The organism is Nocardia sp. CA-119907 (genome assembly GCF_050955995.1).
GTDB lineage: Bacteria > Actinomycetota > Actinomycetes > Mycobacteriales > Mycobacteriaceae > Nocardia.
The window spans coordinates 254,153-278,033 of record NZ_CP192091.1 but is presented as its reverse complement, the minus strand read 5'-3'; the positions used below and the strand labels follow the sequence as shown (position 1 = coordinate 278,033).

General features: G+C 65.8%; 21 protein-coding genes and 3 tRNA genes. 14 read left to right on the top strand and 10 right to left on the bottom strand.

Translation table 11 applies throughout. The features are described from left to right. Position 1: 1 nt before the first annotated feature. A complete protein-coding gene (gene hisC, locus ACQP2D_RS01260; protein ID WP_433681900.1) occupies positions 2–1,084 on the bottom strand; it encodes a histidinol-phosphate transaminase in 1,083 nt (360 codons plus the stop codon). Between the two features lie 96 nt (positions 1,085–1,180). On the opposite strand from hisC, the gene ACQP2D_RS01255 reads away from it, so the two are divergent. The 3 genes from ACQP2D_RS01255 (at position 1,181) to ACQP2D_RS01245 (ending at position 2,214) form a co-directional block, all read left to right on the top strand. Further along, positions 1,181–1,921, top strand: coding sequence for a dienelactone hydrolase family protein (locus ACQP2D_RS01255; protein WP_433681899.1), 741 nt, complete (start codon positions 1,181–1,183; stop codon positions 1,919–1,921). A gap of 93 nt (positions 1,922–2,014) precedes the next feature. Further along, a tRNA-Ser gene (locus ACQP2D_RS01250) sits at positions 2,015–2,104 on the top strand. Positions 2,105–2,141: 37 nt separating this feature from the next. Further along, positions 2,142–2,214 (top strand) — tRNA-Arg (locus tag ACQP2D_RS01245). 456 nt (positions 2,215–2,670) lie between these two features. Here the strand turns inward: ACQP2D_RS01245 and ACQP2D_RS01240 are convergent. From ACQP2D_RS01240 to ACQP2D_RS01215, 6 genes are all read right to left on the bottom strand, one after another. Next, positions 2,671–3,507 carry a hypothetical protein gene (locus ACQP2D_RS01240; protein WP_433681898.1) on the bottom strand — a complete coding sequence of 279 codons (837 nt, stop codon included), beginning with the start codon at positions 3,505–3,507 and terminating at the stop codon, positions 2,671–2,673. Positions 3,508–4,096: 589 nt separating this feature from the next. Next, on the bottom strand, positions 4,097–5,218 hold the full coding sequence (locus ACQP2D_RS01235; protein ID WP_433681897.1) for a cytochrome P450: 1,122 nt from the start codon (positions 5,216–5,218) through the stop codon (positions 4,097–4,099). Positions 5,219–6,085: 867 nt separating this feature from the next. Continuing rightward, positions 6,086–6,403, bottom strand: a complete 318-nt coding sequence (locus tag ACQP2D_RS01230) for a hypothetical protein (RefSeq protein ID WP_433681896.1) — start codon at positions 6,401–6,403, stop codon at positions 6,086–6,088. A gap of 536 nt (positions 6,404–6,939) precedes the next feature. After that, positions 6,940–7,437, bottom strand: coding sequence for a hypothetical protein (locus ACQP2D_RS01225; protein WP_433681895.1), 498 nt, complete (start codon positions 7,435–7,437; stop codon positions 6,940–6,942). Positions 7,438–7,530: 93 nt separating this feature from the next. Then, a tRNA-Ser gene (locus tag ACQP2D_RS01220) sits at positions 7,531–7,618 on the bottom strand. 56 nt (positions 7,619–7,674) lie between these two features. Continuing rightward, positions 7,675–8,166, bottom strand: a complete 492-nt coding sequence (locus ACQP2D_RS01215) for a MarR family winged helix-turn-helix transcriptional regulator (protein ID WP_433681894.1) — start codon at positions 8,164–8,166, stop codon at positions 7,675–7,677. A gap of 292 nt (positions 8,167–8,458) precedes the next feature. Here ACQP2D_RS01215 and ACQP2D_RS01210 point away from each other — a divergent pair, with 292 nt between their 5' ends. Next, entirely contained in the window at positions 8,459–9,463 is a 1,005-nt protein-coding gene (locus tag ACQP2D_RS01210; protein WP_433681893.1) for an NAD(P)H-quinone oxidoreductase, read from the top strand. Here the strand turns inward: ACQP2D_RS01210 and ACQP2D_RS01205 are convergent, their stop codons facing one another. Continuing rightward, on the bottom strand, positions 9,464–10,666 hold the full coding sequence (locus tag ACQP2D_RS01205) for a cysteine desulfurase-like protein (RefSeq protein ID WP_433681892.1): 1,203 nt from the start codon (positions 10,664–10,666) through the stop codon (positions 9,464–9,466). Between the two features lie 228 nt (positions 10,667–10,894). On the opposite strand from ACQP2D_RS01205, the gene ACQP2D_RS01200 reads away from it, so the two are divergent. From ACQP2D_RS01200 to ACQP2D_RS01165, 8 genes are all read left to right on the top strand, one after another. Further along, on the top strand, positions 10,895–11,494 hold the full coding sequence (locus ACQP2D_RS01200; RefSeq protein ID WP_433681891.1) for a bacterial proteasome activator family protein: 600 nt from the start codon (positions 10,895–10,897) through the stop codon (positions 11,492–11,494). A gap of 294 nt (positions 11,495–11,788) precedes the next feature. After that, positions 11,789–12,628, top strand: a complete 840-nt coding sequence (gene wzm / locus ACQP2D_RS01195; RefSeq protein ID WP_433685969.1) for a galactan export ABC transporter permease subunit Wzm/RfbD — start codon at positions 11,789–11,791, stop codon at positions 12,626–12,628. 13 nt (positions 12,629–12,641) lie between these two features. Then, on the top strand, positions 12,642–13,481 hold the full coding sequence (gene wzt / locus ACQP2D_RS01190) for a galactan export ABC transporter ATP-binding subunit Wzt/RfbE (protein WP_433681890.1): 840 nt from the start codon (positions 12,642–12,644) through the stop codon (positions 13,479–13,481). A gap of 239 nt (positions 13,482–13,720) precedes the next feature. Continuing rightward, positions 13,721–14,671: a galactofuranosyltransferase GlfT1 gene (glfT1, locus tag ACQP2D_RS01185; RefSeq protein WP_433685968.1), complete on the top strand. Its 951-nt coding sequence runs from the start codon at positions 13,721–13,723 to the stop codon at positions 14,669–14,671. Between the two features lie 204 nt (positions 14,672–14,875). Further along, on the top strand, positions 14,876–15,931 hold the full coding sequence (gene rsgA, locus ACQP2D_RS01180; RefSeq protein ID WP_433681889.1) for a ribosome small subunit-dependent GTPase A: 1,056 nt from the start codon (positions 14,876–14,878) through the stop codon (positions 15,929–15,931). A gap of 112 nt (positions 15,932–16,043) precedes the next feature. Then, positions 16,044–16,778: a hypothetical protein gene (locus tag ACQP2D_RS01175; protein WP_433681888.1), complete on the top strand. Its 735-nt coding sequence runs from the start codon at positions 16,044–16,046 to the stop codon at positions 16,776–16,778. Between the two features lie 179 nt (positions 16,779–16,957). Further along, complete coding sequence (locus ACQP2D_RS01170; RefSeq protein WP_433681887.1) at positions 16,958–17,809, top strand: SDR family oxidoreductase; 852 nt, start codon at positions 16,958–16,960, stop codon at positions 17,807–17,809. A gap of 79 nt (positions 17,810–17,888) precedes the next feature. Continuing rightward, entirely contained in the window at positions 17,889–18,398 is a 510-nt protein-coding gene (locus ACQP2D_RS01165; protein ID WP_433685967.1) for an O-acetyl-ADP-ribose deacetylase, read from the top strand. Positions 18,399–18,516: 118 nt separating this feature from the next. Here ACQP2D_RS01165 and ACQP2D_RS01160 read toward each other — a convergent pair whose 3' ends face one another. Together ACQP2D_RS01160 and ACQP2D_RS01155 are read right to left on the bottom strand one after the other, a co-directional pair. Further along, entirely contained in the window at positions 18,517–20,412 is a 1,896-nt protein-coding gene (locus tag ACQP2D_RS01160) for a glycosyltransferase (RefSeq protein ID WP_433681886.1), read from the bottom strand. A 123-nt stretch (positions 20,413–20,535) separates the two neighbouring features. Continuing rightward, the gene (locus tag ACQP2D_RS01155; protein WP_433681885.1) at positions 20,536–21,063 is read right to left on the bottom strand and encodes a GtrA family protein; all 528 of its coding nucleotides are present in this window, start codon (positions 21,061–21,063) and stop codon (positions 20,536–20,538) included. Positions 21,064–21,192: 129 nt separating this feature from the next. Here ACQP2D_RS01155 and ACQP2D_RS01150 point away from each other — a divergent pair, with 129 nt between their 5' ends. Next, entirely contained in the window at positions 21,193–22,152 is a 960-nt protein-coding gene (locus ACQP2D_RS01150; RefSeq protein WP_433681884.1) for a glycosyltransferase, read from the top strand. Continuing rightward, positions 22,149–23,798 carry a DUF2142 domain-containing protein gene (locus ACQP2D_RS01145; RefSeq protein WP_433681883.1) on the top strand — a complete coding sequence of 550 codons (1,650 nt, stop codon included), beginning with the start codon at positions 22,149–22,151 and terminating at the stop codon, positions 23,796–23,798. Before ACQP2D_RS01150 ends, ACQP2D_RS01145 begins: the two co-directional genes overlap by 4 nt. Positions 23,799–23,881: the final 83 nt, after the last annotated feature.

Sequence of the window (23,881 nt, the reverse complement as noted above, 5' to 3'; positions counted from 1 at the left end):
GCTAGCCGATTCCGAAGCGCACCAACACATCCGGATCGGTAGCGAACCGCAGGAACTGCTCGTTCTCATGCGCATCACCGGTGGTCACCCGCACGCCGTCGGTGCCGTACGGCCGCACCAGCACCCCCGCCGCCGCGCTCGCCTCGCCGTATTCGACACTGCGCGCCCCCAGTGGGAGCCACAGGAAGTTCGACTCGCTCGGCGGCACCGCATAGCCCGCCGCGAGCAGCGCGTCGCGCACCCGATCACGTTCGATGACGAGAGTGTCGGTGCGGTCGAGCAGTTCGTGCCGCGCCTCCAGCGAGGCGATCGCGGCGGCCTGCGCGACCCGGTTCACGCTGAACGGGATGTGCACCTTCATCAGCGCCGTGATCACGGCCGGATCGCCGACCGCATAGCCCGCGCGCAGTCCGGCCAGACCATAGGCCTTGGAGAAGGTCCGCAGCACAATGACATTGGGCCGGTTCCGCCCGAGTTCCACACCATTCGGAAGCTGCTCGGGGGCGAGCCGCATGTACTCGAAATACGCCTCGTCCAACACGATCAGCACATGCTCCGGAATCGCGTCCAGGAAGCGCACCAGCTCGGCCTCACCGACCGCGGTGCCGGTCGGGTTGTTCGGATTGCAGACAAAGATCAGCTTGGTTCGCTCGGTGACCGCGGCGGCCATCGCATCCAGATCGTGCACATGCGCCGGGGTGAGCGGCACCCGCACGGCCGTCGCATTGCCGACCTGGGTGACGATCGGATACGCCTCGAACGAGCGCCAAGCGAAGAGCACCTCGTCGGTCGGTGCGTCACAGGTGATCTGCACCAACTCCTGACACAGCGCGACACTGCCGCAGCCGACCGCGACGTTCGCCGCAGAGACGCCGAGAAAGTCCGCGATGGCCGCGCGCAGTTCGGTGACCTGATTATCCGGATAGCGGTTCGCCAGTTCGGCGGCCTCGGCAATGGCCTTCGCGGCGGCCGGAAGCGGACCGAAGGTGGTCTCGTTGCTGGCGAGCTTGACCGCGCCTGGATGATTGCGGCCGGGGACGTACGCCGGGATCGAATCGAGGTCCGGCCGGATATGCGCTGTCACGCTTCAACCATATGCCGGGCACCGGAAATTCTGGGCGTCAGGGCCGCTCACGTGCAATTTCTCGCGAAGATCAGCAGATCCACCTACCCTGGTTCCATGTCGGGCATTTACGACGATATTGCGCCGCTACGTAGTCGCGACGACATCATTTCCGGTTCGGAAGCACAACCATCGACCGAAGACCAGCGCCGGACCGCCGACACCCAGGTGCCCATCACGGTGGCCGAACCGGAGGGCAACGCGCGCGGCGGCATCGTGGTGCTGCACGAGTCCCGGGAGTTCACCGGGTCATTGCTGGACCTCATGAAATCCCTGGCGACCGAGGGCTGGACGGTGGTTGCGCCCGATCTGTTCCACCGCGCGAACGGCGAACCCGCGCGCGAGGTATTCGGCGACGAACTCTTCGACGATTTCGACGCCTGTTTCGACTGGCTCACCCGCCGCGGCGTCTTCCCGGACTGCATCGGCGTGCTCGGCTTCGACCACGCGGGCACCGCCGCATTCCTGGTCGCGACCAACCGCCCCGTCGGGGCCGCGGTCAGCGTCGCCGCCCCCGGCATCATCGAACCGCTCACCGATGAAGCCGACGCCCTCATCCGGGCGGCCCCGAACCTACAGGCGCCCTGGCTCGGCCTCTACGGCACCGACGATCCGGCCACCCCGCCCCAGCAGATCGACCAACTCCGCGATGCCACCGCCCGCGCCGCGGTCGCCAGCCTCGTCGTGACCTACCCCGGCCTGCACCGCCGCGCCGACCGACCCGGCGGCGACGAAGACTACGATCTCACCGATTCCCAGAGCCGGATCTTCGACTGGTTCGATAGCAATCTTCGGTGATTACCTGGCGTTTTGCGATCTGGACGTCGGCTACTGTAACCTTCCTGTTCGGCGGTTCGGAAAGGAACCGGTGCCCTCGAAGAGAAGGCTCCAGGAGGCGTGCCAGAGCGGCCGAATGGGACTCACTGCTAATGAGTTGTCCCTTCACGGGGACCGGAGGTTCAAATCCTCTCGCCTCCGCCACACCCCGGTTCGCCGGGCCACAACTGAACACAGGCATGCGCCCGTAGCTCAACGGATAGAGCATCTGACTACGGATCAGAAGGTTAGGGGTTCGAATCCCTTCGGGCGCACTTCACTCGCCAGCGGCTCATGCTCACGAAGAGCGTGAGCCGTTGCTCATTTCGTCGTGTTTTGTGGCGGTGCAATCCCCCCACCCCGCCCGGCGGGCTTCGCCCCCGGACCCCCAACCCGGGCATCGGCATAGTCCGTCACTTCCTCCGGGGCATCCGCATAGAACCGGTTCCGTGATCGCCCTGGAGCCATGCCACAGCTGTTCGGACGCGGCCTCCAACCCCCTTCTTGCGCTTCACCCTCGTACCGACTTTTTTGCGGAACGTTTTCGGTGTCACCCACGCGAAGTTGCTACCCCGCGCCGCTCGAACGAGTCTCTGAAGCAGTTCGATGGCCGTGCGGACAACGATGTCCGAGACCTTGTTGCTCGCTGCGATTCGGTCGACGCGTGCACCCCGGGCAGCGATGTTCGAATCAGACGGGCCACCGAGCAGATATCTGCTTCCAGGTGAGCCTCAACGTCGGACCCACCCCTGCGCATGGTCCGTTAGATTCCACCACGAAACAAACTGCGAATCTTCAGATTTCAGCGCCCAGCGCGCAGCCAGCCCATCGAAGAACGAGTCATCACCGGTCTTTCCCCCCTTCGGTTCCCCGATGTAGACCACTCGCTCGCCACCCGCGGCTTCGAACGCAGCAAGCGCTTCCGACGCCATCGTGTTCCCCCAGCCCGGGGGCCAGCAGAGGAACAGCACATCACCCTCCCCGCCGCTCGACCGCGCTGTGAGCCGATCGAGATCCCCAACGCTGTACCAGACATCGGTTTGCCCCGCTGCCCGGAGGAACGAGACGTTCTCGGTTTGGTCCGGAGGTTCCGAGTCGTACGCCTCGACATTCAGACCTGCATTCGCCAGCTGCGCCGCCCAATACCCCCGACCGGCACCCAACTCGACCACCGAGCGGCCATCGCAAAACCGCGACATCCAGTCGATCGTCTCCGGCGACGGAATCGCGTACGCGTAGGCAGCCTGCAAGATCGTCTGCGCAAAGCCGAGTCGCACACTGCCGTGGGGACGGCCACCGTTCACCACCCGCTGGCCGTCGTGCTCGGATACCGACGGCGCGACGATGTCCCAGTACGGATTCGAGGTGTCCGAGCGACCCCCGGTCATGAAGTGCACCATCCGTAGATCGAATGCGGCGTCCGCATGGTCATTCCCTGTCCCCGCCAGCATCGGCGCAGTGTCCAGGTACTCCGCCACCTGCGGATACTCGGCACGAAGTCGCTGCTCATCACCCAGCAACGCGGCCAGTTCATCACGACGGTCCGCGGTCAGCGCAAGCTCAGCCACGTCTCCAATGCTCGCCGCACACAGCCTGATTCGCGAACCGTTCAGCGATTTCGCACCCGGTCGACCGTCTCCGGACCTCGACAACCGCTCCCGCCATTGGAGGTCGCCAGCCACCCCCGTATGCCCTCGATAAGCGGACCTTGCCGGACCCCGGCAGTGCGCGATCGCGGGCCGGGAGAATTTACGGCGGCCTCGGCGCCACCCCCTACCATCAGCCTCGATGTAGACCTCGAAATCGCCTGCATCGGTGGAACCATGACAACTGTCTACGCGGGTGTCGGGCTTCAAGTGATCGTTGACGTTTTGGCTTCACCGGATGCTTGACGTCGGACCTAGACAGGTTAATGGTTGCTGGCTCTGCGGCGGGTGACGCTATGAGTGACCTTGATCCGGCGCCGCGTGGTAGTACGGCCGAGGCGGCAGTATCCTCCGACGGGCACGAGTTCCGCGGACTGCGAGGATGCATCGATGTCGTCACCGATACCGGGAGTTGTGGCCTGGGCGATGATCGGCTACGGCACGATTCTCCTGTTGGTTCGGTTATGGCTCGTCGGCGGCGGCGCTGTTGGCGATCGGCTCGTAAACCATGTCAAATCGCATCCAGCGGAGAGGATTTCGGGAAGGTCACTGGCAGAGACGCCAAGGATCGATGGAAGGGGCCGGGCCGCCAGGTCAATCGGTCGGTGGGGACAGCCAATTGGATATCGGGCAGGGCGTCCAGAAGCTGGTCTATGGCATCCTGAGCGACCAGATATGCGACGTCGCGGGCAGGGCACGCATGCGGTCCCGCACCCCATGCCAGATGCGAGCGGTTGTCCGTGTACTCGCCGATATTCACCCCGGGATCGTTGTTGCAGCCCGTCATACTGATGATGACCGGCTGATGAGCAGGCAACCAGACGTCGTCGATCAGAGTCGGCTGCCGCGGGTAGCTGGGGCAGTGGTTGGCTAGTGGTGGGTCGGTGAACAACACTTCGTCGAGAGCGTCGCGGGTTTGCAGGCTACCGCCGATGACGCCGCCGGCGAATCGGTCGTCGGTGAGGATCAGCAGGAGGGTGTTGATGATCAGGTTGAGTGTCGGTTCGATGCCGCCGCCGTAAAGGTTGGCAAGCTGGTGGACCATCTCCATGTCGTCGAGCTCGGCCGGGTGGTTCAGCAGCCGCGTGGTGGCGTCGTCGCCGGGGTGGGCGCGCTTGAGGGCAACCAGCTCCGACAGCGCCTCGGTGAACATCTGGATTCCCTGCTGCGCTTCGATGCCCTCGAAGATCGCCGCCATGGCGGCTGTGACGCGCTGCCCGATCTGCGCCGAGCAGCCCAGTATGTCGTTGACCACGGCGAAGGTGAGCGGGAACGCGTACTGGCTGATCAGATCCACCGAACCGGCTTCGCAGAACGTGTTGATCAGCGACACCGCGATCCGCGCCACGGTGCTGTGCATGGCGTAGAGGTCGACGCCCGCGAGGCTGGCGCTGTTCGCCTGCCGGAACCGTGCATGTTCGGCTCCGGCGCTGTGCACCGCGGTCGGCCGCCATTGAAGGATCGGTAGTACGGGGCAGTCGTGGGGGATGTCCTTTTCCCAGATGCGTGGGTCGGCCGGAAACCGGTCAGGGTCGTTGAGGATACGCAGCGCCTGGTAGTAGCCGATCACCAGCGTCGCGGGAACCCCCGGCGCCAGTTCCACCGGCACGAGCGAACCGTAGCGGTCGCGCATGTCGCGATAGACGCGGTGCGGATCGGAGGAGAACTCCGGGGAGTACAGCGGGAAGCGAGGCCCGTCGGCGTCGCCGGGCGATGCGGATGCCACAGGAGGCGTCTCTGGCTGGTCGGGGGACAGCGTTGTGCTCAAATGCGTGACTCCAGACAATGACGAAACAAGCACTCGACAAGCGTGATCCGCGACATCACACAGGTGCGCCGCTCGCCCGGCATCGAGCGCGGTGGTCGTCAGGGACAGTACACCGATGTGGTTTTCGCGCAGGCCGAGACGAGCACAGGGGCGAGCTGCAAGACGGATCAGATGTCAGGAGGCAGCGGAAATGCAGCAGACCGCACGGAACCTCCTGGGAGAGAACGCACTTCAAAGCACTTCAGCGCAGTGATATCTTCCGATCCATCCCGGCACACAGGAGCAGCGTTCGGGACGAAGCGGTCAGATGTCGGCCTGCTGGACGACTTCGGCCGTCGCAGTGCATCTTCGACCAAGTTGACATCACGCCAGCGCAATTCCAGGCCGCGGAGCGCCTTCAGCTGCATCCCGGTTCTGCACCATCCAGCACCGCGGCCATCCTCCGGGGTCAACTCAGCGCCAGCCCCGTCCCGAACGCCACGGCGACAATGTGATCGCAGTCGTTGTCGACAACCTACGTCTACTAAGCCGCGATCTCACCATCGGGAAGCACGCCTGATCGGAGCGCAAAGTCGATCACACGCAGAGGTCGCTTCCTTATGGTGAGCCGTCAGCGCGTCGACATACCGGTGGTTCGGTACCGAAACACCTTGCAGCGCTTTGCAACAGGAACATGCCGTGGCGCCGAGCGGGCCGGGGCAAAAGTGGGCGGCCGCTTCTGCTGAGCGCGGGTCAGACGCAGACGCGATTCAGTTCGTCGGTGTAGGTGGTGAGCTCTGTGACGTCGTCATCGACCAGCGCTCGAGCGTAGGCCAGGATGGCCTCCTTCTCGGCCCCCTGGGCGAAATTCGCCAGACCGGTCAGCCTCTCGGACAGGGCTGTCGCCGTCGCCTGGTCCAGGGTGCCGCCGCTCGAGTCGATTGCGATGTTGATCAGCTCTGTGGCCTTGGCGCAGCTCGGGGACTCGGCGTTCGCGGGCGCGGCCGGCAGGAAGAGTAGAGCGGCAGCAGCGGCGGAGAGCGCGGTGGCGACGGACAACGACTTGGTCATGGTTCCCCTCGGGTGTGAGATAAGAGCGTCGCCAATTATGCACACCCTCCGTCCTGGGCGCGGTGCGGACCAGTCCACCGCGCCTCAGCCGGAGACGCTCCGCCCTACGCGATCACGCCGACAAGATGCCCTGAACCGCAACATCTTCGGACAGTCCGCCTATCAGCCCAAGACGACAGCCACGACGGACGGCGATCACGCCGCTCGACGACAACCTATGGCGCGCTGTCGATGCTGTCCTCGCGGGTCGGCCCGGATCGCGTAGGTAGCGGCGACCCAATGAATTTCCTGTGCGAGTGCGACTTTCAGCAGCCTGGGGCAGTCCTCACCGGCTGCCGATACCACCTTCCGCAACCGCTCGACCTCACGGACATGCCAGCTTCTGCTGTGAGTGAGACAGCGCGTTACCGTGACCAGCGCTGCCAGAGCAGCAGGCAATGCGACGATCACTTGCGGAGCGACCACTCGAATGAGAGGCAGACGAACTGCTCTATCCGTCGCCGCGGCGAGCACCCAGGAGACGCGCTCAATTGGGGCTAACCCGTTGTTCGTTCATCAGATTGCGCCTGCCGGTGAAGTTCGGCGTTCACCACGTGCGACAGTTGGTCGCGGAAGCGGTAGAGGATGCCGACGTACGTTTCGAGGGGCCGGTCATCGATCGGCATTTTTCGTGCCTCGCGGAGACTCCACACCTCCCGAGCAGGGTCGAGCGCGTCCATCATCTGGATCTTGATCTCGCCGCATGCCTTGGCGACCGCATGCGCATCGAGCATGTCGAGCGTCGCGCCGATCGCGTCGAGCTTCCGCTCGCACTCATAGATGGTATCGACGAAATCGTCCAAGGTCTTTCCGGAGTAGGAGTACCCGGTTAATACGTCCGACAAGGTATCGGACGCCAGTAGAACGGTCTCCAGTGCTTCGCTGCCCTGTCGAAGGACCATTTCGCGGCGCCACTTGCGGTACTCACGCTCGTCGGCAGCGCTGATCGCAGCTCGGTTCGTGCGGTTGTTGATTCCGATACCGACGAGCGTCACCGAGGCGATGACGAGCGAGCTGATCAGCGGAAGCCAAGGTGTCATTCCGAGAGCATCGCACCACGCACCGAATGGAACTCGCATCAGGGAAGCTGGCGGAGACGGAGGGATTTGAACCCCCGGTCGCTCTCGCGACGCTCGCTTTCAAGGCGAGTGCATTCGGCCGCTCTGCCACGTCTCCAGGTCAACGAGCGTACCCGGCGGGCCGGGGCGCTCGTCGAGGGGTGGTGTGCCGGTTCAGTCGGCGCCGCTGCCGATCTCGTTGTCGACTCGGGCGAATACCTCACCGACCACCTCGAGCTGCTGGGAATCGAGCAGGTCGATGAAGTTGCGGCGGACGGCCTCGACGTGGCCGGGGGCGGCGGCCTCCAAGCGACGCATGCCTTCGTCGGTGAGTTCGGCGAGTACGCCGCGGCCGTCCTCGAGGCAGGTGTTGCGCCGGACCATCCGCTGTGACTCCAAGCGGCGGATCTGGTGGGTGAGCCGACTGCGTGAGGAAAGTACGCCGTCGGCCAGTTCGCTCATGCGCAGTGAACGGTCGGGAGCCTCGGACAACAGGACGAGGATCCGGTACTCGGCGAGGGTGAGATCGGAATCGCGTTGCAGCTGGCGGTTGAGCGCCGTCGCCAAGCGCTGGTTGCCATCCATATACGCCCGCCAGGCACGTTGCTGCGATGCTGAGAGCCATCGCGGCTCAACGGGCGCGATGCTGCTCGTTTCGGGTTGCACGATATCTATTCTAAGCCCGCCTGAACTGGGAAAACGGAACCCCGAAATCACTTGGACATGCGATCAAACCAACTCGGTGAGCTGCCCTTCGCCATGCGGCAGGGGTGCGAACACTTGGAGTCGAGCGCCGCAGCGCATTGTCGCGATCAGCGAGCGACCGAGCTCGGCCGGGCTCGCACATCCGGACAACCCCATGGCGGCGTCGAAGTCCGCGAGCAACTGCCGCCCAGCAGCGAACCGGGTTTGCCGGGGTTCGGGTGCGGGCGCGCGGTGGCCGGGGCAGGATGGGGCGGTGCGCGCTATCAAGCTGAACGGGTTCGGTGGACCCGAGGTGATGGAGTGGGCCGAGGCGGCCGATCCGGTGCCGGGGCACGGCGAGGTGCTGATCGAGGTCGCCGCCGCGGGGGTCAATCGCGCGGACCTATTGCAGCGGCAGGGGTTCTATCCGCCACCGCCCGGGGCCAGCGAGGTCATGGGGTTGGAGTGCTCGGGTGTCATCGCCGAGGTCGGTGACGGCGTGCGGGAGTGGCAGGTCGGCGACCGGGTGTGCGCGCTGCTGTCCGGCGGCGGATATGCGGAAAAGGTCGTGGTCGCCGCGACCCAGGTGCTCGCGGTGCCCGATGGGCTCGATCTCGCCGCCGCGGCGGCACTGCCCGAGGCGACCGCGACGGTCTGGTCGAATCTCGCGATGACCGCCGGACTGCATGCCGGGCAGCTGGTGTTGATCCACGGCGGCGGCAGCGGCATCGGCACCCACGCCATTCAGGTCGCGGTGAGCCAGGGCGCGCGCGTCGCGGTGACCGCGGGCTCGACCGAGAAGCTGAAGCAGTGCCGCGAATTGGGCGCGAGCGTGCTGATCAATTACCGCGAGGACGATTTCGTGTCCGCGATCCGCGCCGAGGAGTCCGGCGCCGGCGGTCCGGGCGCCGATATCATCCTCGACATCATGGGCGCCGCCTATCTCGCACGCAATGTCGAGGCGCTGGCCCAGCACGGCCACCTGGTGGTGATCGGCATGCAGGGCGGGGTCGCCGCCGAGCTGAATCTCGGTGCGCTGCTGGCCAAATGGGGCACGATTCACGCCAATAACGTTCGCAACCGGCCCACCACCGGCGCCAATAGCAAGGCCAGCATCATCGCCGAACTGAACCGCCAGGTCTGGCCGCTGATCGCCGACGGCACGATAGTTCCGGTGGTGCATGCCGAACTGCCGATCACCGAAGCCGCCGAGGCGCACCGCCTGCTCGACTCCGCCGAAACCTTCGGCAAGGTCGTCCTGAACGTCAAGGACGTCTAGTCACTCCAGCGCGGCGAGGGCGCGGCCGAGCTGGTCGATTTCGAATTTCGTTGTGTACGGGGCCAAACCGATAGTTACCGCGCCGCCCTCGTCATTGACACCGAGGGCGTCGAGCAGGCGGCTGCCGCCGTGCACGCCGCTGACGGTGCCGATGCGGGCATCGGCGAGTTTGGCGGCGACCTTCTCGGCCTGCATGCCCGCCAAGGTGAAGCTGACGGTCGGAATGCGGGTGGAGGCGCGGCCGATCACGGTCAGGTTGGCGATCTTGTCGAGCACATCCATCAGGTGCTCGAAGAGTTGATCGTGGTAGTCCTGCAGCGAGGTAATGGAGATTTCGAGCCGCTCGCGGCGCGTGCCCCTGGCCCGTTCGTCGAGGCCGGCGAGGAAATCAATGGAGGTGGTCAGCCCGGCGAGCAGTGCGTACTGATGGCCGCCGACCTCGAGGCGCTCGGCGCCCTTGGCGTAGGGGTTCAATGACATCGACGGAATCCGGTCCAGGAAGGCCGGATCGCGGAAAACCAGCGCGCCGATCTGGGGACCACCCCATGCGGGCGCGCTCAACGCCACCACATCGGCATTGAGTTCGTCGATATCAATGAGGGCATAGGGGGCGGCGCCGAAGCAGTCGGCCACGAGCAGCCCACCCACCTCGTGCACCCGATCCGCCGCGACGCGCACCGCGGGCGCGGAGCCGACGATCGGCGATGCGGCGGTCAGCGCGACCAGCCGGGCGGTCGGCCCGATCAGTTCCTCGAACTGCCACGACGGCATCTCACAGGTCTCGATCTCCACCTCGGCCCAGCGCACATGGGCGCCGTAGCGATTCGCGATCCGCAACCACGGCGCGACATTGGCCTCATCGTCCAATCGCGACAGCACGATCCCGGTGCCGAGGCCGAGGCGCGAACTCAGCGACTCCGCCAACCAGGCCAGCAGCACCGCGCGGTCCGGTCCGAGCACGACACCCGCCGGATCACCGCCGACCAGATCCGCGACGGCCTCGCGGGCCGCCTCCAGAATCGCGGCACTGCGCACGGCGGCACCGTTGCGGCCGATATGAGAAAACGAGGAGGTTCGGAAACCTGTTGATACGGCACGAGATACCGAATCCGGGACCAGCATTCCGGCCTGCGGGTCGAGATGGATCCAGCCGTCGCCCAGGGACGGTATCAGGCCCCGCACCCTCGCGACGTCGTATGTCATGTTGGCCACTCTAAGGGCAGCGGGCGAGCCTGGGTAACCGCGTTCCCCCTCACCGGCGGGCGGGGGTGCAGTGATCTGGGACTCAGCATGGCAACCGACTTTCAGCAAATCCGAACCACACGACCCGAACAGAATAGACGTCGCCTCGCGCCCGCGGCACCGACCCGGCGACCTCATCGAAGGCGACCGACTTAGCGCGTTTGCGGCGGACGCGACATGATGGGGACCATGACGCAATCGGACGGAGCACCGGAATCCATTGTCGTGATCGGGCCCGACGGCAGGCCGCTGGCCATCCCGGTGGAGCCTGGCTCGGACACGCCCTTCACCGCGCAGGTCGTGACCGACGGCAACGAGAAATCCGGCAATTCGGACGATAAGGAAGACGCCGAGGAATCGCTGGCCGATATGGTCGAGCAGCCCGCGAAGGTCATGCGCATCGGCACCATGATCAAGCAGCTGCTGGAGGAGGTGCGCGCGGCTCCGCTCGACGACGCCAGCCGCACCCGGTTGCGCGAGATCCACAAATCCTCGGTGCGCGAGCTCGAACAGGGTCTGGCCCCGGAGCTGCGCGAGGAACTCGAGCGGCTCACGCTGCCGTTCACCGATGACGCCGTCCCCTCCGATGCCGAACTGCGCATTGCCCAGGCCCAGCTCGTGGGCTGGTTGGAGGGCCTGTTCCACGGTATTCAGACGGCGCTGTTCGCGCAGCAGATGGCGGCGCGGGCGCAGTTGGAGCAGATGCGTCAGGGGGCGCTGCCGCCCGGCATCCACGCGACCGACCCGCGCGGGAACCCGGCCACCGGCGGGTCCGGACAATATCTCTGAGCCTCGCCGCGCCCGGTCAGCGTGTGCCAGCCGGATCGGTCGGAATTTGCGAGGGTAGTGTCGAGCACCGTGCCGTCCGCTGCCGCTCGCCCCGACTCGGTTACCGATGTGAATACGGCGCGTCCCGAAGACAGCCCGGATCGTCCTGAAGAGAGTTCAGTGCGTTCAGATACCAGCCAAGCACGTTCCGACGAAAGTCCCGAAGCCGTGCGACCTGACGAGAACACCGCAGCCGCGGATGAGAACCCGGTCGATCAGCCGACCGAACAAGCCGATGACGCACAGTCCACGGCGATCGAAACACCGATCGTCTCGGACTCGCAGACCTTCGGGCGCGCGTTCAGCGACTTCCGCGGCGGCTTCGCCCAACGCGAGCTCTGGCTGTCCCTGGGCTGGCAGGACATCAAACAGCGCTACCGCCGGTCGGTGCTCGGTCCGTTCTGGATCACCATCGCGACCGGTGTGCAGGCCGCCGCGATCGGCATTCTGTACGCGGCGCTGCTCGATCAGTCGATCAAGGACTATCTGCCGTATGTGGCCGTCGGCATCATCGTCTGGAATGTGATCCAGGCCAGCATTCTCGAGGGCTCGGAGGTGTTCATCGCCAATGAGGGGCTGATCAAACAGCTGCCCTCGGCGCTGAGCGTGCACGTCTACCGCCTGGTCTGGCGGCAGCTGCTGTTCTTCGCGCACAACATGCTGATCTATCTGGTGGTGCTGGTCGCCTTCGGCGTCTGGGAAAAACTGCACTGGACCGCGATTTTCGCCATTCCCGCGCTGGGGCTGGTGTTCCTGAACGCGATGTGGGTCTCGATCGTGTTCGGCATCTTCAGCACCCGCTACCGCGATATCGCGCCGATCCTCGGCAGCCTCACGCTGATGCTTTTCGTGCTGACCCCGGTCATGTGGAATACGAAAAGTCTGCAGTCACAGGGCGGTCAGGTGAGCGAACGCGCGAAGCTGGCCGAAATCGTGCCGACCTTCCACTATCTGGAGATCGTCCGCGCGCCGCTGCTCGGTGACGATCAGCATCTGTATCACTGGGTGATCGTCGGCGCCATCACCGTGGTCGGCTGGATCGTGGCGATCTTCGCCATGAAGCAGTACCGTTCGCGCGTGCCGTACTGGGTATAGGAGATCGGGCCCGATGACCGACCATGTGAGTATCGAAACCCGCCAGGCGTGGGTCGAATTCCCGATCTTCGACGCCAAATCGCGGTCACTGAAAAAGGCGTTTCTCGGCAAGGCGGGCGGTGCGATCGGCCGCAATCAGTCCGATGTCGTGGTGGTGGAGGCGCTGCGCGACATCACCCTGTCGCTGAAAGAGGGCGACCGGGTCGGGCTGGTCGGGCACAACGGCGCGGGCAAATCGACGCTGCTGCGGCTGCTCTCGGGAATCTATGAACCCTCGCGTGGCAGTGCGCGCATCCGCGGCCGGGTGGCGCCGGTATTCGACCTCGGCGTCGGCATGGATCCGGAGATCTCCGGCTACGAGAACATCATCATCCGCGGGCTTTTCCTCGGGCAGACGCGCAAGCAGATGCTGTCGAAGATCGATGAGATCGCCGATTTCACCGAACTCGGTGAATATCTGTCCATGCCGCTGCGCACCTATTCCACGGGTATGCGGGTACGGCTCGCGATGGGCGTGGTGACCTCGATCGATCCGGAGATCCTGCTGCTCGACGAGGGTATCGGCGCGGTGGACGCCGAATTCATGAAGAAGGCCCGGCTCCGGTTGCAGTCACTGGTGGCCCGCTCGGGCATCCTGGTATTCGCCAGCCATTCCAACGAATTTCTCGCCCAGCTCTGCGATACCGCCATGTGGGTCGACCACGGGCAGATCCGCCTGCGCGGCGGTATCGAAGAAGTGGTGCGTGCCTATGAGGGCCCCGAGGCGGGCAATCATGTCGCCACCGTGCTGCGGGAAATGGAAGCGGAACGGACAATGGGAACCGAGCGAGAATTGGAGCGGAATCAGGCATGAGTGAGCCGACCGGGCAGAACGCCCCGATCGACGCGGGGCGCGAGACCCCGATCGACTCCGTGCCACAAGACTCCGACGCGTCGACCTCGAGCGCCCCCGCGCCGCACGACGCAGCACCGCAGCCCGCAGCCGATGCGGCAGCGCAAACCACAAACGCCCCGAAGCCTGATCGAGCGGACGACCAGGCGCTGCAAATCCCGCAGGACCCGGCCGACTCCGACGACCCATCACCGGCGCAGATCGAAGCCGCCCGCACCCCCGCCGGCACCGGCCCCGATGCCAAGATCGTCGCCGTCGTCGTCACCCACAAGCGCGTCGATCTGCTGGCCGAATCCCTGAAAGTCCTTGCCTCCCAGACCCGCCCGGTGGACCACCTGATCGTGGTCGATAACGCCAACGAACCCGAGGTCGCGGACCTGGTCGCCCAGCAGCCGCTGGAATGCACCTACCTCGGCTCGGCGCATAATCTCGGCGGCGCCGGCGGTTTCGCGCTCGGCATGCTGCACGCGCTGACCCTCGGTGCGGACTGGGTGTGGCTGGCCGATGACGACGGCCGCCCCGACGGTTCGGAAGTCCTTGCCACCCTGCTCGATTGCGCGCAGCGGTACGGCTTGGTCGAGGTATCTCCGGTGGTCTGCGATATCGACGAACCCGATCGCCTCGCCTTCCCGCTGCGCCGCGGTGTGGTCTGGCGGCGGCTGCGTTCCGAGCTGGGCGATGAGGATTTCCTGCCCGGCATCGCCTCGCTCTTCAACGGCGCGCTGATCTCGGCCAAGGCGGTCGATCTGATCGGCGTCCCCGACCTGCGGCTGTTCGTGCGCGGCGATGAGGTCGAGGTGCACCGCAGGCTGGTCCGCTCCGGTCTGCCCTTCGGCACCTGCCTACAGACGGCCTACCTGCATCCCAATGGCGCCGCCGAATTCAAGCCGATCCTCGGCGGCCGCATGCACACGCAATATCCGGACGACCCGGTGAAGCGCTACTTCACCTACCGCAACCGCGGCTATCTGATGTCCCAGCCCGGCATGCGCAAACTGCTCCCCCAGGAATGGATCCGCTTCTCCTGGTTCTTCCTCGTCACCCGCCGCGATCCGGCCGGCCTGCGCGAATGGTTCCACCTGCGCAGCCTGGGCCGCAACGAGCAGTTCGGCAAGCCCGATCCGGACGCGAAGACCCCCGGCGAAAAATAGGTTGCGCGGGTTTTCCGCGCTATGCCACAGTGGGCGGGCAACGTCGAGAGATGAGTGAGGAGGTGGAGATCGTGACACGCAACGTTCGGTTTGTCGTGCCCGGGTCAGCTGTGCGAACGCACGCTGCCGCACGGACTTCCACCTCAGATACCTCTCGCTGAGTCCCGGTTCGGGCTCGGCGCCCGACGAAGGATTCCTTCCATCATGGTCGACCACGACCTTCTCGTCCCTTACGGCTGGACCGAAGCCGTTGCCAACGAATACACCGCGCTCATCGAGGACGGGTGCGTCCCCGCCCGGGTGATCCGGATGGATCGCAGCGAATGCGATGTCGCGACGCCGACCGGTTCCGCGCGCGCCCGCTGCCCGCGGTTGAATACGCCCGATTCCGAGATCAGCGGGTTGTGCACCGGTGATTGGGTGAGCATCGATGCCGAACTGCATGTGCGGCAACTGCTTCCGCGCCGGGGCGCGATCATGCGCTCGGCCGCGGACCGCCGCGCACAGGGCCAGGTGCTCGCCGCGAATGTCGATACCGTGCTGATCTGCAGTGCGGCCGATGGCGATATCGATCTCGGCCGGATCGAGCGGATGCTCGCACTGGCCTGGGACAGTAATGCCCAGCCGATCGTGGTGCTCACCAAAGCCGATGCGGCGCTGGATATTCCGCTCGATGCGGTACAGGCCGTCGCGCCCGGTGCCGTCGCGCTCGCCGTCAGCGCCGACAGCGGGTACGGACTCGATGTGCTCACCGCGATGCTCGACGGCACCGTCGCGCTGATCGGTCCGTCCGGCGTCGGCAAATCGACGCTCGCCAATGCCCTGCTCGGCGAGGAAGTCTTCGCCACCAGCACCGTTCGCGCGGTGGACAAGAAGGGCAGGCACACCACCGTGCATCGGGAGCTGCGGCCACTGTCCGGCGGCGGCACGTTGATCGATACGCCCGGACTGCGCGGCATCGGAATCTGGGATGCCGCCGAAGGCATCGAGAAAACCTTCAGCGATATCGAATCCCTCGCGGCGCAATGCCGATTCGACGACTGCGCGCACAACGGCGAACCCGGCTGCGCGGTGCAGCAGGCCATCGACAACGGGGCGCTCACCCAGCGCCGCTTCGACAGCTATCGCAAGCTCGAACGGGAAAACGCCTGGAACGCAGCGCGATCGGATAAGCGGCTGGCGGCCGAACGCGCGAAGGTCTGGCGCGGTATCCGCAAGCAGCAGCGGCAGTTCTACCAGGAGCGCGGCGCGCGAGGCTGATTCGAGCGAATACCCGGCGGGGAGCGACAGCCTGCGCTCCCCGCCGGGCCCAGCGAACCCCGCAGCAACACGGTAGGGTCGGCACGCACAATCGCTAAACGGGAGGGTTCCGATGAGTTACCCCGGCGGGTATCCGCCTCAGGGCCAGCCCGGGCAATGGCCCGGGCAGCCCGCGTATGGTCAGCCTGCGCCACAGGGCGCGCCGAATCCCTACGGTGCGCCACCGCAGTATGCGCCGCCCGCCGGGCAGCCACCGGTCAGCCAACCGCAGGTACCGCAGCCGCCCTACGGCAGCCAGCCGCACATTCCGCAACCGCAGTACGGCAGCCAGCCGCATCTCGCGCAGCCGCAGCCGTATGGTCAGCCCGCTCAGCCCTACGGCCAGCAGCCGTACGGCCAGCCACCGGCACCCTATGGGCAACCGGGCCCGCAGCAGGCGGGCTACGGTGCACCTCCGGCCCCGCCGGGAATCACCGTCGAGGCCTCCTATGAGTGGTTCTCGTTCCTGCTGGCGATCACCAAGCCGAAGATTCTGGTGAACGGTCAGCGGGTGCCGAATACGCGGTGGGGGCAGAACCACATACCGGTCGGTCCCGGTCAGTACCACGTGCGCGTGACCACGCCCTGGCTGTTCGATATGGGTCCGGCGAATGCGACAGCGGTCGTTCAGGAAGGTCAGGGCGCGCGGTTCTACTACAAGCCGCCCGCGATCATCTTCCTCAATGGCGCGATGGGCCCGGTACCGCAGAAGACGCCCGGTGTCGTCTTCATCTACATCACCTGGGCCTTCGCGGCGCTGATCATCCTGCTGAACATCCTGTTGATCGCTGGAGCCTCCAGCATCTGACAGGTGGATCGGAAAGGGCGTCGGATTTCCGGCGCCCTTTTTCGGGCACCCTATGCAACTGGTTGCATAGGGTACGCTTAACCTGCACAACACCCGCTGGCGACTGCTCGCAGGTCGCCCTTCGGGTCAGCACGGCCGCGGGCGCACCCACTCCGCGGCACTGACGACAGGAGCAGGTCATGACGGAACCGGGATCCAAACCGCTCGCGGGCAGGACAATGATCATGTCCGGCGGCAGCCGCGGCATCGGTCTGGAGATCGCCAAGCGGGCCGCGGCCGACGGCGCGAATATCACCCTGATCGCCAAGACCGACCAGCCCCATCCCAAGCTCCCCGGCACCATCCATACCGCGGCGGCGGAACTAGAGGCGGCGGGCGGCACGGTGCTGCCCTTCGTCGGTGATGTGCGCATCGATGAATCCGTCGCCGAGGCCGTGCGGCAGACCGTCGAGCGCTTCGGCGGCATCGATATCGTCGTCAACAACGCCTCGGCGATCGATCTGTCCCCCACCGACGCCATCTCCATGAAGAAGTACGACCTCATGCAGGACATCAACTGCCGAGGCAGCTTCCTGCTCTCCAAGCTCAGCATTCCCGCACTGCGCGAATCGGCCGCGGCCGGCCGCAACCCGCACATCCTCACCCTGTCCCCGCCGCTCAACCTGGACCCCAAATGGGCGGGCATGGCACTGGGCTACACCATCGCCAAGTACGGAATGTCGCTCACCACACTGGGTTTGGCCGAGGAACTCAAGGGCGACGGCATCGCCGTCAACTCGCTGTGGCCGCGCACCACCATCGCCACCGCCGCGGTGAAGAATCTGCTCGGCGGCGAGGAGATGATCGCCACCTCGCGCACCCCCGATATCTACGCCGACGCCGCCTACCTGGTGCTCACCGCACCGTCAAAGGAGACCAGCGGCAACTTCTTCCTCGATGACGAGGTCCTCGCCGCCCACGGCATCACCGACCTCGACAAGTACCGCGTCGTCCCCGGCGATACCGAACTGACCACCGACCTGTTCCTCTGACCGACGGCGGCCACCCGCGGCACGCCGTCGGCCGAGGGTGGCCTACGCAATGGTCGTCATTGCCGCTACCGTCGGTGCGGTGGTCACCATCACCTTGGTCCGGGGCGATATCACGAAGCAGTCGGTGGACGCGATCGTCAACGCGGCCAATTCATCGCTGCTCGGCGGCGGCGGGGTCGACGGCGCGATCCATCGCGCGGGCGGTCCCGAAATTCTGGACGCCTGCCGCGATCTGCGGGCATCGCACTTTGGCAAGGGGCTCCCGACCGGACAGGCCGTGGCCACCACCGCGGGGCGGCTGTCGGCCCAGTGGGTCATCCACACCGTCGGACCGGTCTGGTCCGCAACCGAGGACCGCAGCACCCTGCTCGCCTCCTGCTACGGCGAATCACTCCGGGTAGCAGACGAATTGGGCGCGCACACCATCGCCTTCCCCGCCATCTCCACCGGCATCTACCGCTGGCCGATCAACGACGGCGCACGCATCGCCATCGAAACAGTGCGCAGCACCACAACGAACGTGACAGAAGTTCGCTTCGTCCTCTTCGACGAACGCGCATACACCGCATTCGAAACCGCACTGCGCTGAACAGCTCACAGCGCGCGAAACGCAGATCAACGATCATCACGCATAACCAGTGACTATCGCGCAGACCTCACACCCTGTGCGCGCTGGTCACTGGTTGTGCGACAGCAGTTCTAGTCCGCTAGTCCGGCTTGATGCCGTAGAGGCGCTCCCAGTTTTCGCGGCTGGTCAGTTCGGGGACGGCGGCGCGGTACTGGCGGGTGAGGGTGGGCAGGTCGCGGCGCAGGCGGCGCAGGACGCGAATGGTGCGGATCAGCAGTGCGCGGGCGCGGGCCTTATCGCGCTGGCGGATTCGGACACCGGACTGTGAGGCATCGGTGACCACGACATGGTCGAAGAGCGCGACGTGCCACCAGTGCGCGTCCTCGCGGGTGACGCCGATCAGACCGTGCTGGGTGCGGCCCGTCCACTGGGCGATGGCCCGCTTGATCAGGACCGCGGTCACCCGGCTCGGTTCGCCACCGGCGCGGCGCAGCTGGATATCGGCCGAGCGGACCGGCGGGGTCGCGGCCGGATGTTTGATCGTCTCCGGGTAGTCCGCGCGGCCGGTGCGGGCGGCGGCCAGGGCCGCGATACCGCCGTCGCGCAGGATCTTCGGGCCCTGGAGGAAGTCCTCGATGCCCTGCAGCGTGGTGTGCACCAGACCGTACTGCATGGCGACCAGGTGTTCGGCCAGGCTGCGGAACAGTTGGCGGGTAATGGCCTTGCCGTCGAGATCGGCGTGCAGCGAACCGACGATGAGCGAATTGCGCGTGCTGAAGTAGCGCGCCCAGTCGTCGTAGTCCTTCCAGTAGAAGTCGGCATGCCACACCGCGGCATTGGGCAGCGTGACCGTGACGAATCCGTGCTCGCGGGCCCGGATGCCGTATTCGACATCGTCCCACTGGAAGAAGATCGGCACCGGCAGCCCGATCTTGGCGACCACCTCGGCCGGGATCAGGCAGGTCCACCAGGCGTTGTAGCCGGCGTCGACGCGGCGCTCCTGGTTCTTCTTCAGCATGCTGGTGTTGCGCAACGCCTTCGACACCTTCTGGCCGTGCTTGAGTTCGTGCAGATGCACTTCCTCGGCACCGACATTGAGGTAGTCCGGGTTGAGCAGGAACAGCATCTGCGCGCCGACCAGGGTCGGTTCCGCGGTCATATTGGCGAAGGCGTTGAGCCGCAAAACCGTTTCCGGCTCGCAGAGGATGTCATCGTCCATCAGGATGACGTCGGCGTGCTCGTTGACCGCGGACACCTCGTAGAGACCGCGGGTGAACCCGCCCGCCCCACCGAGATTCGGCTGGCGGATGTAGCGCAGTTTGTCACCGAAGACCGGCAGGGTTTCCTGGAAGCGCGGCTGGTTCTCGACCAGGTCGGTGCCCTGATCGACCACGTACACCGCGTCGATGGCCTCGAGTATCGGCGCGTCGGAGGCCAGCGCGGCCACCGTCTCGGCGCAGTCCGCGGCCCGGTTGAAGGTGCAGATCGCGATGGCGACGGGGCGCACATGATCGGGCGCGCTCGCGGTCCAGGCCTGCGCGGAGATGCCGAGTTCGCCGCCGATGGCATCGAATTCGAGCCACAGCGCGCCGCCGTCGACGTACTGGTCCAGCGGTGCGGTCAAGGTCAGGGGGCCACTCGCGGTGACCTCGGCGGTGTCGATGATCCGGCGGTGCCCGGCGATATCGGAGGCGACGAGCCGAATCCTGGCCCGCTTGGTCACATCCAGCACCATGGACGCCCACACCTCGGTGACCGTGGTCCAGCGCTGCCAGTAGCTGGCCGCGAACCGCCCGAAATAGGTGTTGGTGTGCGCGGAGGCGCCCTTGTCCAGTCTCAGCTCCAGCCGTTCCCGATGTGCGCGGCCCTTGACGACGGCGTACAGCTCATCGCTCACCTTCGCCGACGGCCCGGTGAAGATGCCGCGTTGCAGCACCAACCGATCGGGCGCCTGATGATCGGCGCGCAGCGAGGCGGGCGCGGTCGAAGGGCGGTCACTCGTCTCGGTAACGGCTTTGGTAGCCGACTGATCCATGAAGGTCCTCGAAATCGTTTCGGTGCCGACGGGACAGACCTGCCCCAGGATGGCCGTTCGCGGCGGGGCCGAGGATATCAACCGGACTCGGCAACCGCCTGTCCAGCAACCCGGCCACCGCCATCATCTATGTTGCTCGCTATTAGCTGATGTGTTCGTAGAACCGACGAATACGAATTTGTCATAAGCCCAATAGCGGAAAATCACCGCGACGATCTGGCCGATGAGCGTGCCGGAGATGTTGTCCGACAGCGGTGACGACAGGTCGAGGACATAGCGGGAGAATCCGAGGCAACCCAGTTGCAGACCGATAGCGACCACATTGAATACGGCATACAACAGATACTCGCGACCGGGATTGTCGGATTTCTTGTGCCCGAAGGTCCACCACTTGTTACCGAAGTAGGTCACCACGGTGGCCACGGCGATCGCGATGATCTTGGCGGGCAGCGGCGCGTGGTACAGCACGCCCTCGCCGCCCCAGAAGACCAGCAGGTTATAGGTGCCCGCGTCGACGAGGAAGCCGATCGCACCGACCGCTAGGAACGCGCCACCGCGCCGCAGCGCGGCGATCACCTTCGCGGTCAGCGAGTCGTCCACCGGCGGCTCTGGATCGACTGGCGGCGAACCGGACCGCACAGAGAATGACACGGGCTGCTCCGGATAAGGCACTCGGCGACGGTACCCCAGTAGGCTCGGTGAACCGAGTGAGCACCAACAGGTGCAGCCCTGTACCCTCCCGGTGTTCCCCATTCACCGCCGACATCGAGGATTGACCGGGTGGACTCCACCGAGCTCCGAATTGCCGCAGTGGTGCCATGCCACAACGAGGAGGCTTCGGTCGCCAAGGTCGTCGCCGACCTGCAGGCCGCCGTGCCGGGAATCGTCGTCTACGTCTACGACAATCGCAGCACCGATGCGACCGCCGAGCGGGCCCGCGCGGCCGGGGCGATCGTGCGCCACGAACACACCAAGGGCAAGGGCAATGTGGTGCGCCGCGCCTTCGCCGATATCGAGGCCGATATCTATCTGATGATCGACGGCGACGACACCTATGAGGCGTCGGCCGCACCGCTGATGATCAAGACACTGCTCGACGGCCCCTATGACCATGTGCTCGGTGTGCGCAAACAGGACGAGGGCGCATCGGCCTACCGCTCCGGCCACGAGACCGGAAATAAGGTGCTCAACGGCGTTGTCGGCAAGGTGTTCGGCGAGAACGTCGAGGATATGCTCAGCGGATTCCGGGTGTTCTCGCGCCGGTTCGTCAAGAGCTTCCCGGCCGTCTCGCGCGAATTCGAGATCGAGACCGAGCTGACCGTGCACTCCCTGCATCTCCGGGTGCCGCAGACCGCGGTTCCGGTCGGCTTCCGTGATCGGCCCGCGGGCAGCGAAAGCAAGCTGCGCACCTATCACGACGGGTTCAAGATCCTGGCGCTGATCATCGGATTGGCAAGGCATGAGCGGCCGGTCGCGTTCTACGGGCTGTTCGGCACGCTGAGCTGGCTGGTCTCGATCATCCTGACCATCCCGATCGTGGTCGAGTTCTACAACACCCATGAGGTGCCGCGCTTCCCGACGCTGTTCCTCGGCTTCACCCTGCTGCTGCTCGGCAGCCTGGCCTGGACCGCCGGCCTGATCCTGGATGGCATCCGGCGCTCCCGGCACGAGGCCGCGCGGCTGGTCTACCTGCGGTATTCGGCGGTCGGCGCGGATGACATCGGTGGAGCCGAGCGTTGACCACCTCGGCGGATCGGACCGCAACCGCCGCAACCGAATCGAGTCCGCAACCGCCGCCGAGCGCGGATAGCGATGTCGCCGTCGGGAATTCGACGGCACTGCCCGAGACCGCAGCCGAATCCGGTGGCACCGATCGGGATTCGAGCAGCACGGACAGCGACGACGACGCGAACAAGCCGACGCGCGATCTCGGACGTCGGATCGTGGCCCGCTTCGGCGCCGCCACCATCGCCTTCACCATCATCGTCACGGTCTTCGGCGCGCTGTTCGCCTGGATCACCCCGCCGTTCTGGGGCCACGACGAGATCACCCAGTTCGGTCGCGCCTATCAGGTCGCGCACGGCGGCTTCCAGCCCGAGCGGATCCCCGACGATCGCGGCATCGCCTATGGCGGTGATGTGCCATCGAGCATCACCGCGCTGATGGGCTACGCGCTGCACGATTACACGACCAATCCGGAAGAGCCGGATCCGATGGTCGCCGATCCCGGCGCCTATGCCCGATTCGAGGGCGCCGCGGTGTCGAAGACCGAGGAAGCGGTCTGGTTCACCAATACCGCCGCCTACTCGCCGGTGCCGTATATCCCTGCCGCCATCGGCATTCGGCTCGCCGAGCTGTTCGGACTGAATGTCGGCGCGATGATGCTGCTGACCCGGCTGGCGGGCCTGGCAGTCTATCTGGCCCTCGTCGGATTCGGCCTCCATGCCCTGCGCGCGTATCGGGTGCAGTGGCTGGCGTTCACCGTGGCCGTGCTGCCGATCGCGGTCTTCCAGGCGGGCACCGTCACCGCCGATACCCTGACCAACGCACTGGCCATTCTGGTCTCCGCGCTGCTGGTCAAGGCACTGTTCCTCGGCGACGGCCTCGGTCGCGTCGAGACCGCGGCGCTGCTGGCCGCGACCGTCGCGCTGCCGGTCAGCAAGCCGACCTACGTGCTGCTGGCCATGCTGGTGGTGCTGGTGCCGACCAACCGGTTCGCCTTCGGCGGCGATGCCGGCTGGAAGCGTTTGCTCCCCTGGGGTTTCGCGGCATTGGGTGCGGCGGCCTTCGCGGTCTGGATGAAGATCGCGGCACCCACCACCGACGGTATGGGCCTGATGCGCCCAGCGCACCAGTGGAATTCGGTGCGGCCGAGCGACCAGCTGCACGGCATCCTCAGCGACCCGGTGAATTTCGTCAACGTCTTCGGCGAGAGCATCGCACTGCGCGACCAGCGGTGGTTCACCCAGTTCTTCGGTGAACTCGGCTTCGCCTACATCGACGTCCCCGCCCTGACGGTGCTGGCCTGCCTGCTCGCATTCGCGGCCAGCGTCGGCATCGCGGATCGGATGAACACCGCGACCGCCACCGTCCGGCGCACGCTGATCGTCGCGCTGACCGTGCTCGCGAGCGTCGCGATGATCTACGTGACGCTGTACATGTCGTTCACCCCCGTCGACTACTACATCATCGACGGCGTACAGGGCCGGTACTTCGTACCGCTGGCGATCCTGGCGCTGGTGGTGCTGCTGCGCTGGATGCCGTTGCGGCTCACCGATGTCCGCGGTCGAACCCCGGCCAAGGGTCCGGCGATCACGATCGTCGCGGCCACGCTGGTGGCCCTGATCGCCGCGCTCTGGAAGTACTACTCGATCGTCTGGGGCTGACAAACCCCGCGCTCTCGGTCTGCCGGAAGAACATCGGTAACTCACCGGGTACGCCCAGAAGCCGGGCACACACCGACCCGTCG

What these genes read in the sequence shown, in the direction of transcription:
- ACQP2D_RS01255 (WP_433681899.1), top strand. Translation starts at nt 1,181, where the DNA reads ATGTCGGGCATTTACGACGATATTGCGCCGCTACGTAGTCGCGACGAC.
- ACQP2D_RS01235 (WP_433681897.1), bottom strand. Translation starts at nt 5,218, where the DNA reads ATGCGCGACCGCTACGGTTCGCTCGTGCCGGTGGAACTGGCGCCGGGG.
- ACQP2D_RS01230 (WP_433681896.1), bottom strand. Translation starts at nt 6,403, where the DNA reads ATGACCAAGTCGTTGTCCGTCGCCACCGCGCTCTCCGCCGCTGCTGCC.
- ACQP2D_RS01205 (WP_433681892.1), bottom strand. Translation starts at nt 10,666, where the DNA reads ATGACATACGACGTCGCGAGGGTGCGGGGCCTGATACCGTCCCTGGGC.
- ACQP2D_RS01200 (WP_433681891.1), top strand. Translation starts at nt 10,895, where the DNA reads ATGACGCAATCGGACGGAGCACCGGAATCCATTGTCGTGATCGGGCCC.
- wzt (WP_433681890.1), top strand. Translation starts at nt 12,642, where the DNA reads ATGACCGACCATGTGAGTATCGAAACCCGCCAGGCGTGGGTCGAATTC.
- rsgA (WP_433681889.1), top strand. Translation starts at nt 14,876, where the DNA reads ATGGTCGACCACGACCTTCTCGTCCCTTACGGCTGGACCGAAGCCGTT.
- ACQP2D_RS01175 (WP_433681888.1), top strand. Translation starts at nt 16,044, where the DNA reads ATGAGTTACCCCGGCGGGTATCCGCCTCAGGGCCAGCCCGGGCAATGG.
- ACQP2D_RS01170 (WP_433681887.1), top strand. Translation starts at nt 16,958, where the DNA reads ATGACGGAACCGGGATCCAAACCGCTCGCGGGCAGGACAATGATCATG.
- ACQP2D_RS01160 (WP_433681886.1), bottom strand. Translation starts at nt 20,412, where the DNA reads ATGGATCAGTCGGCTACCAAAGCCGTTACCGAGACGAGTGACCGCCCT.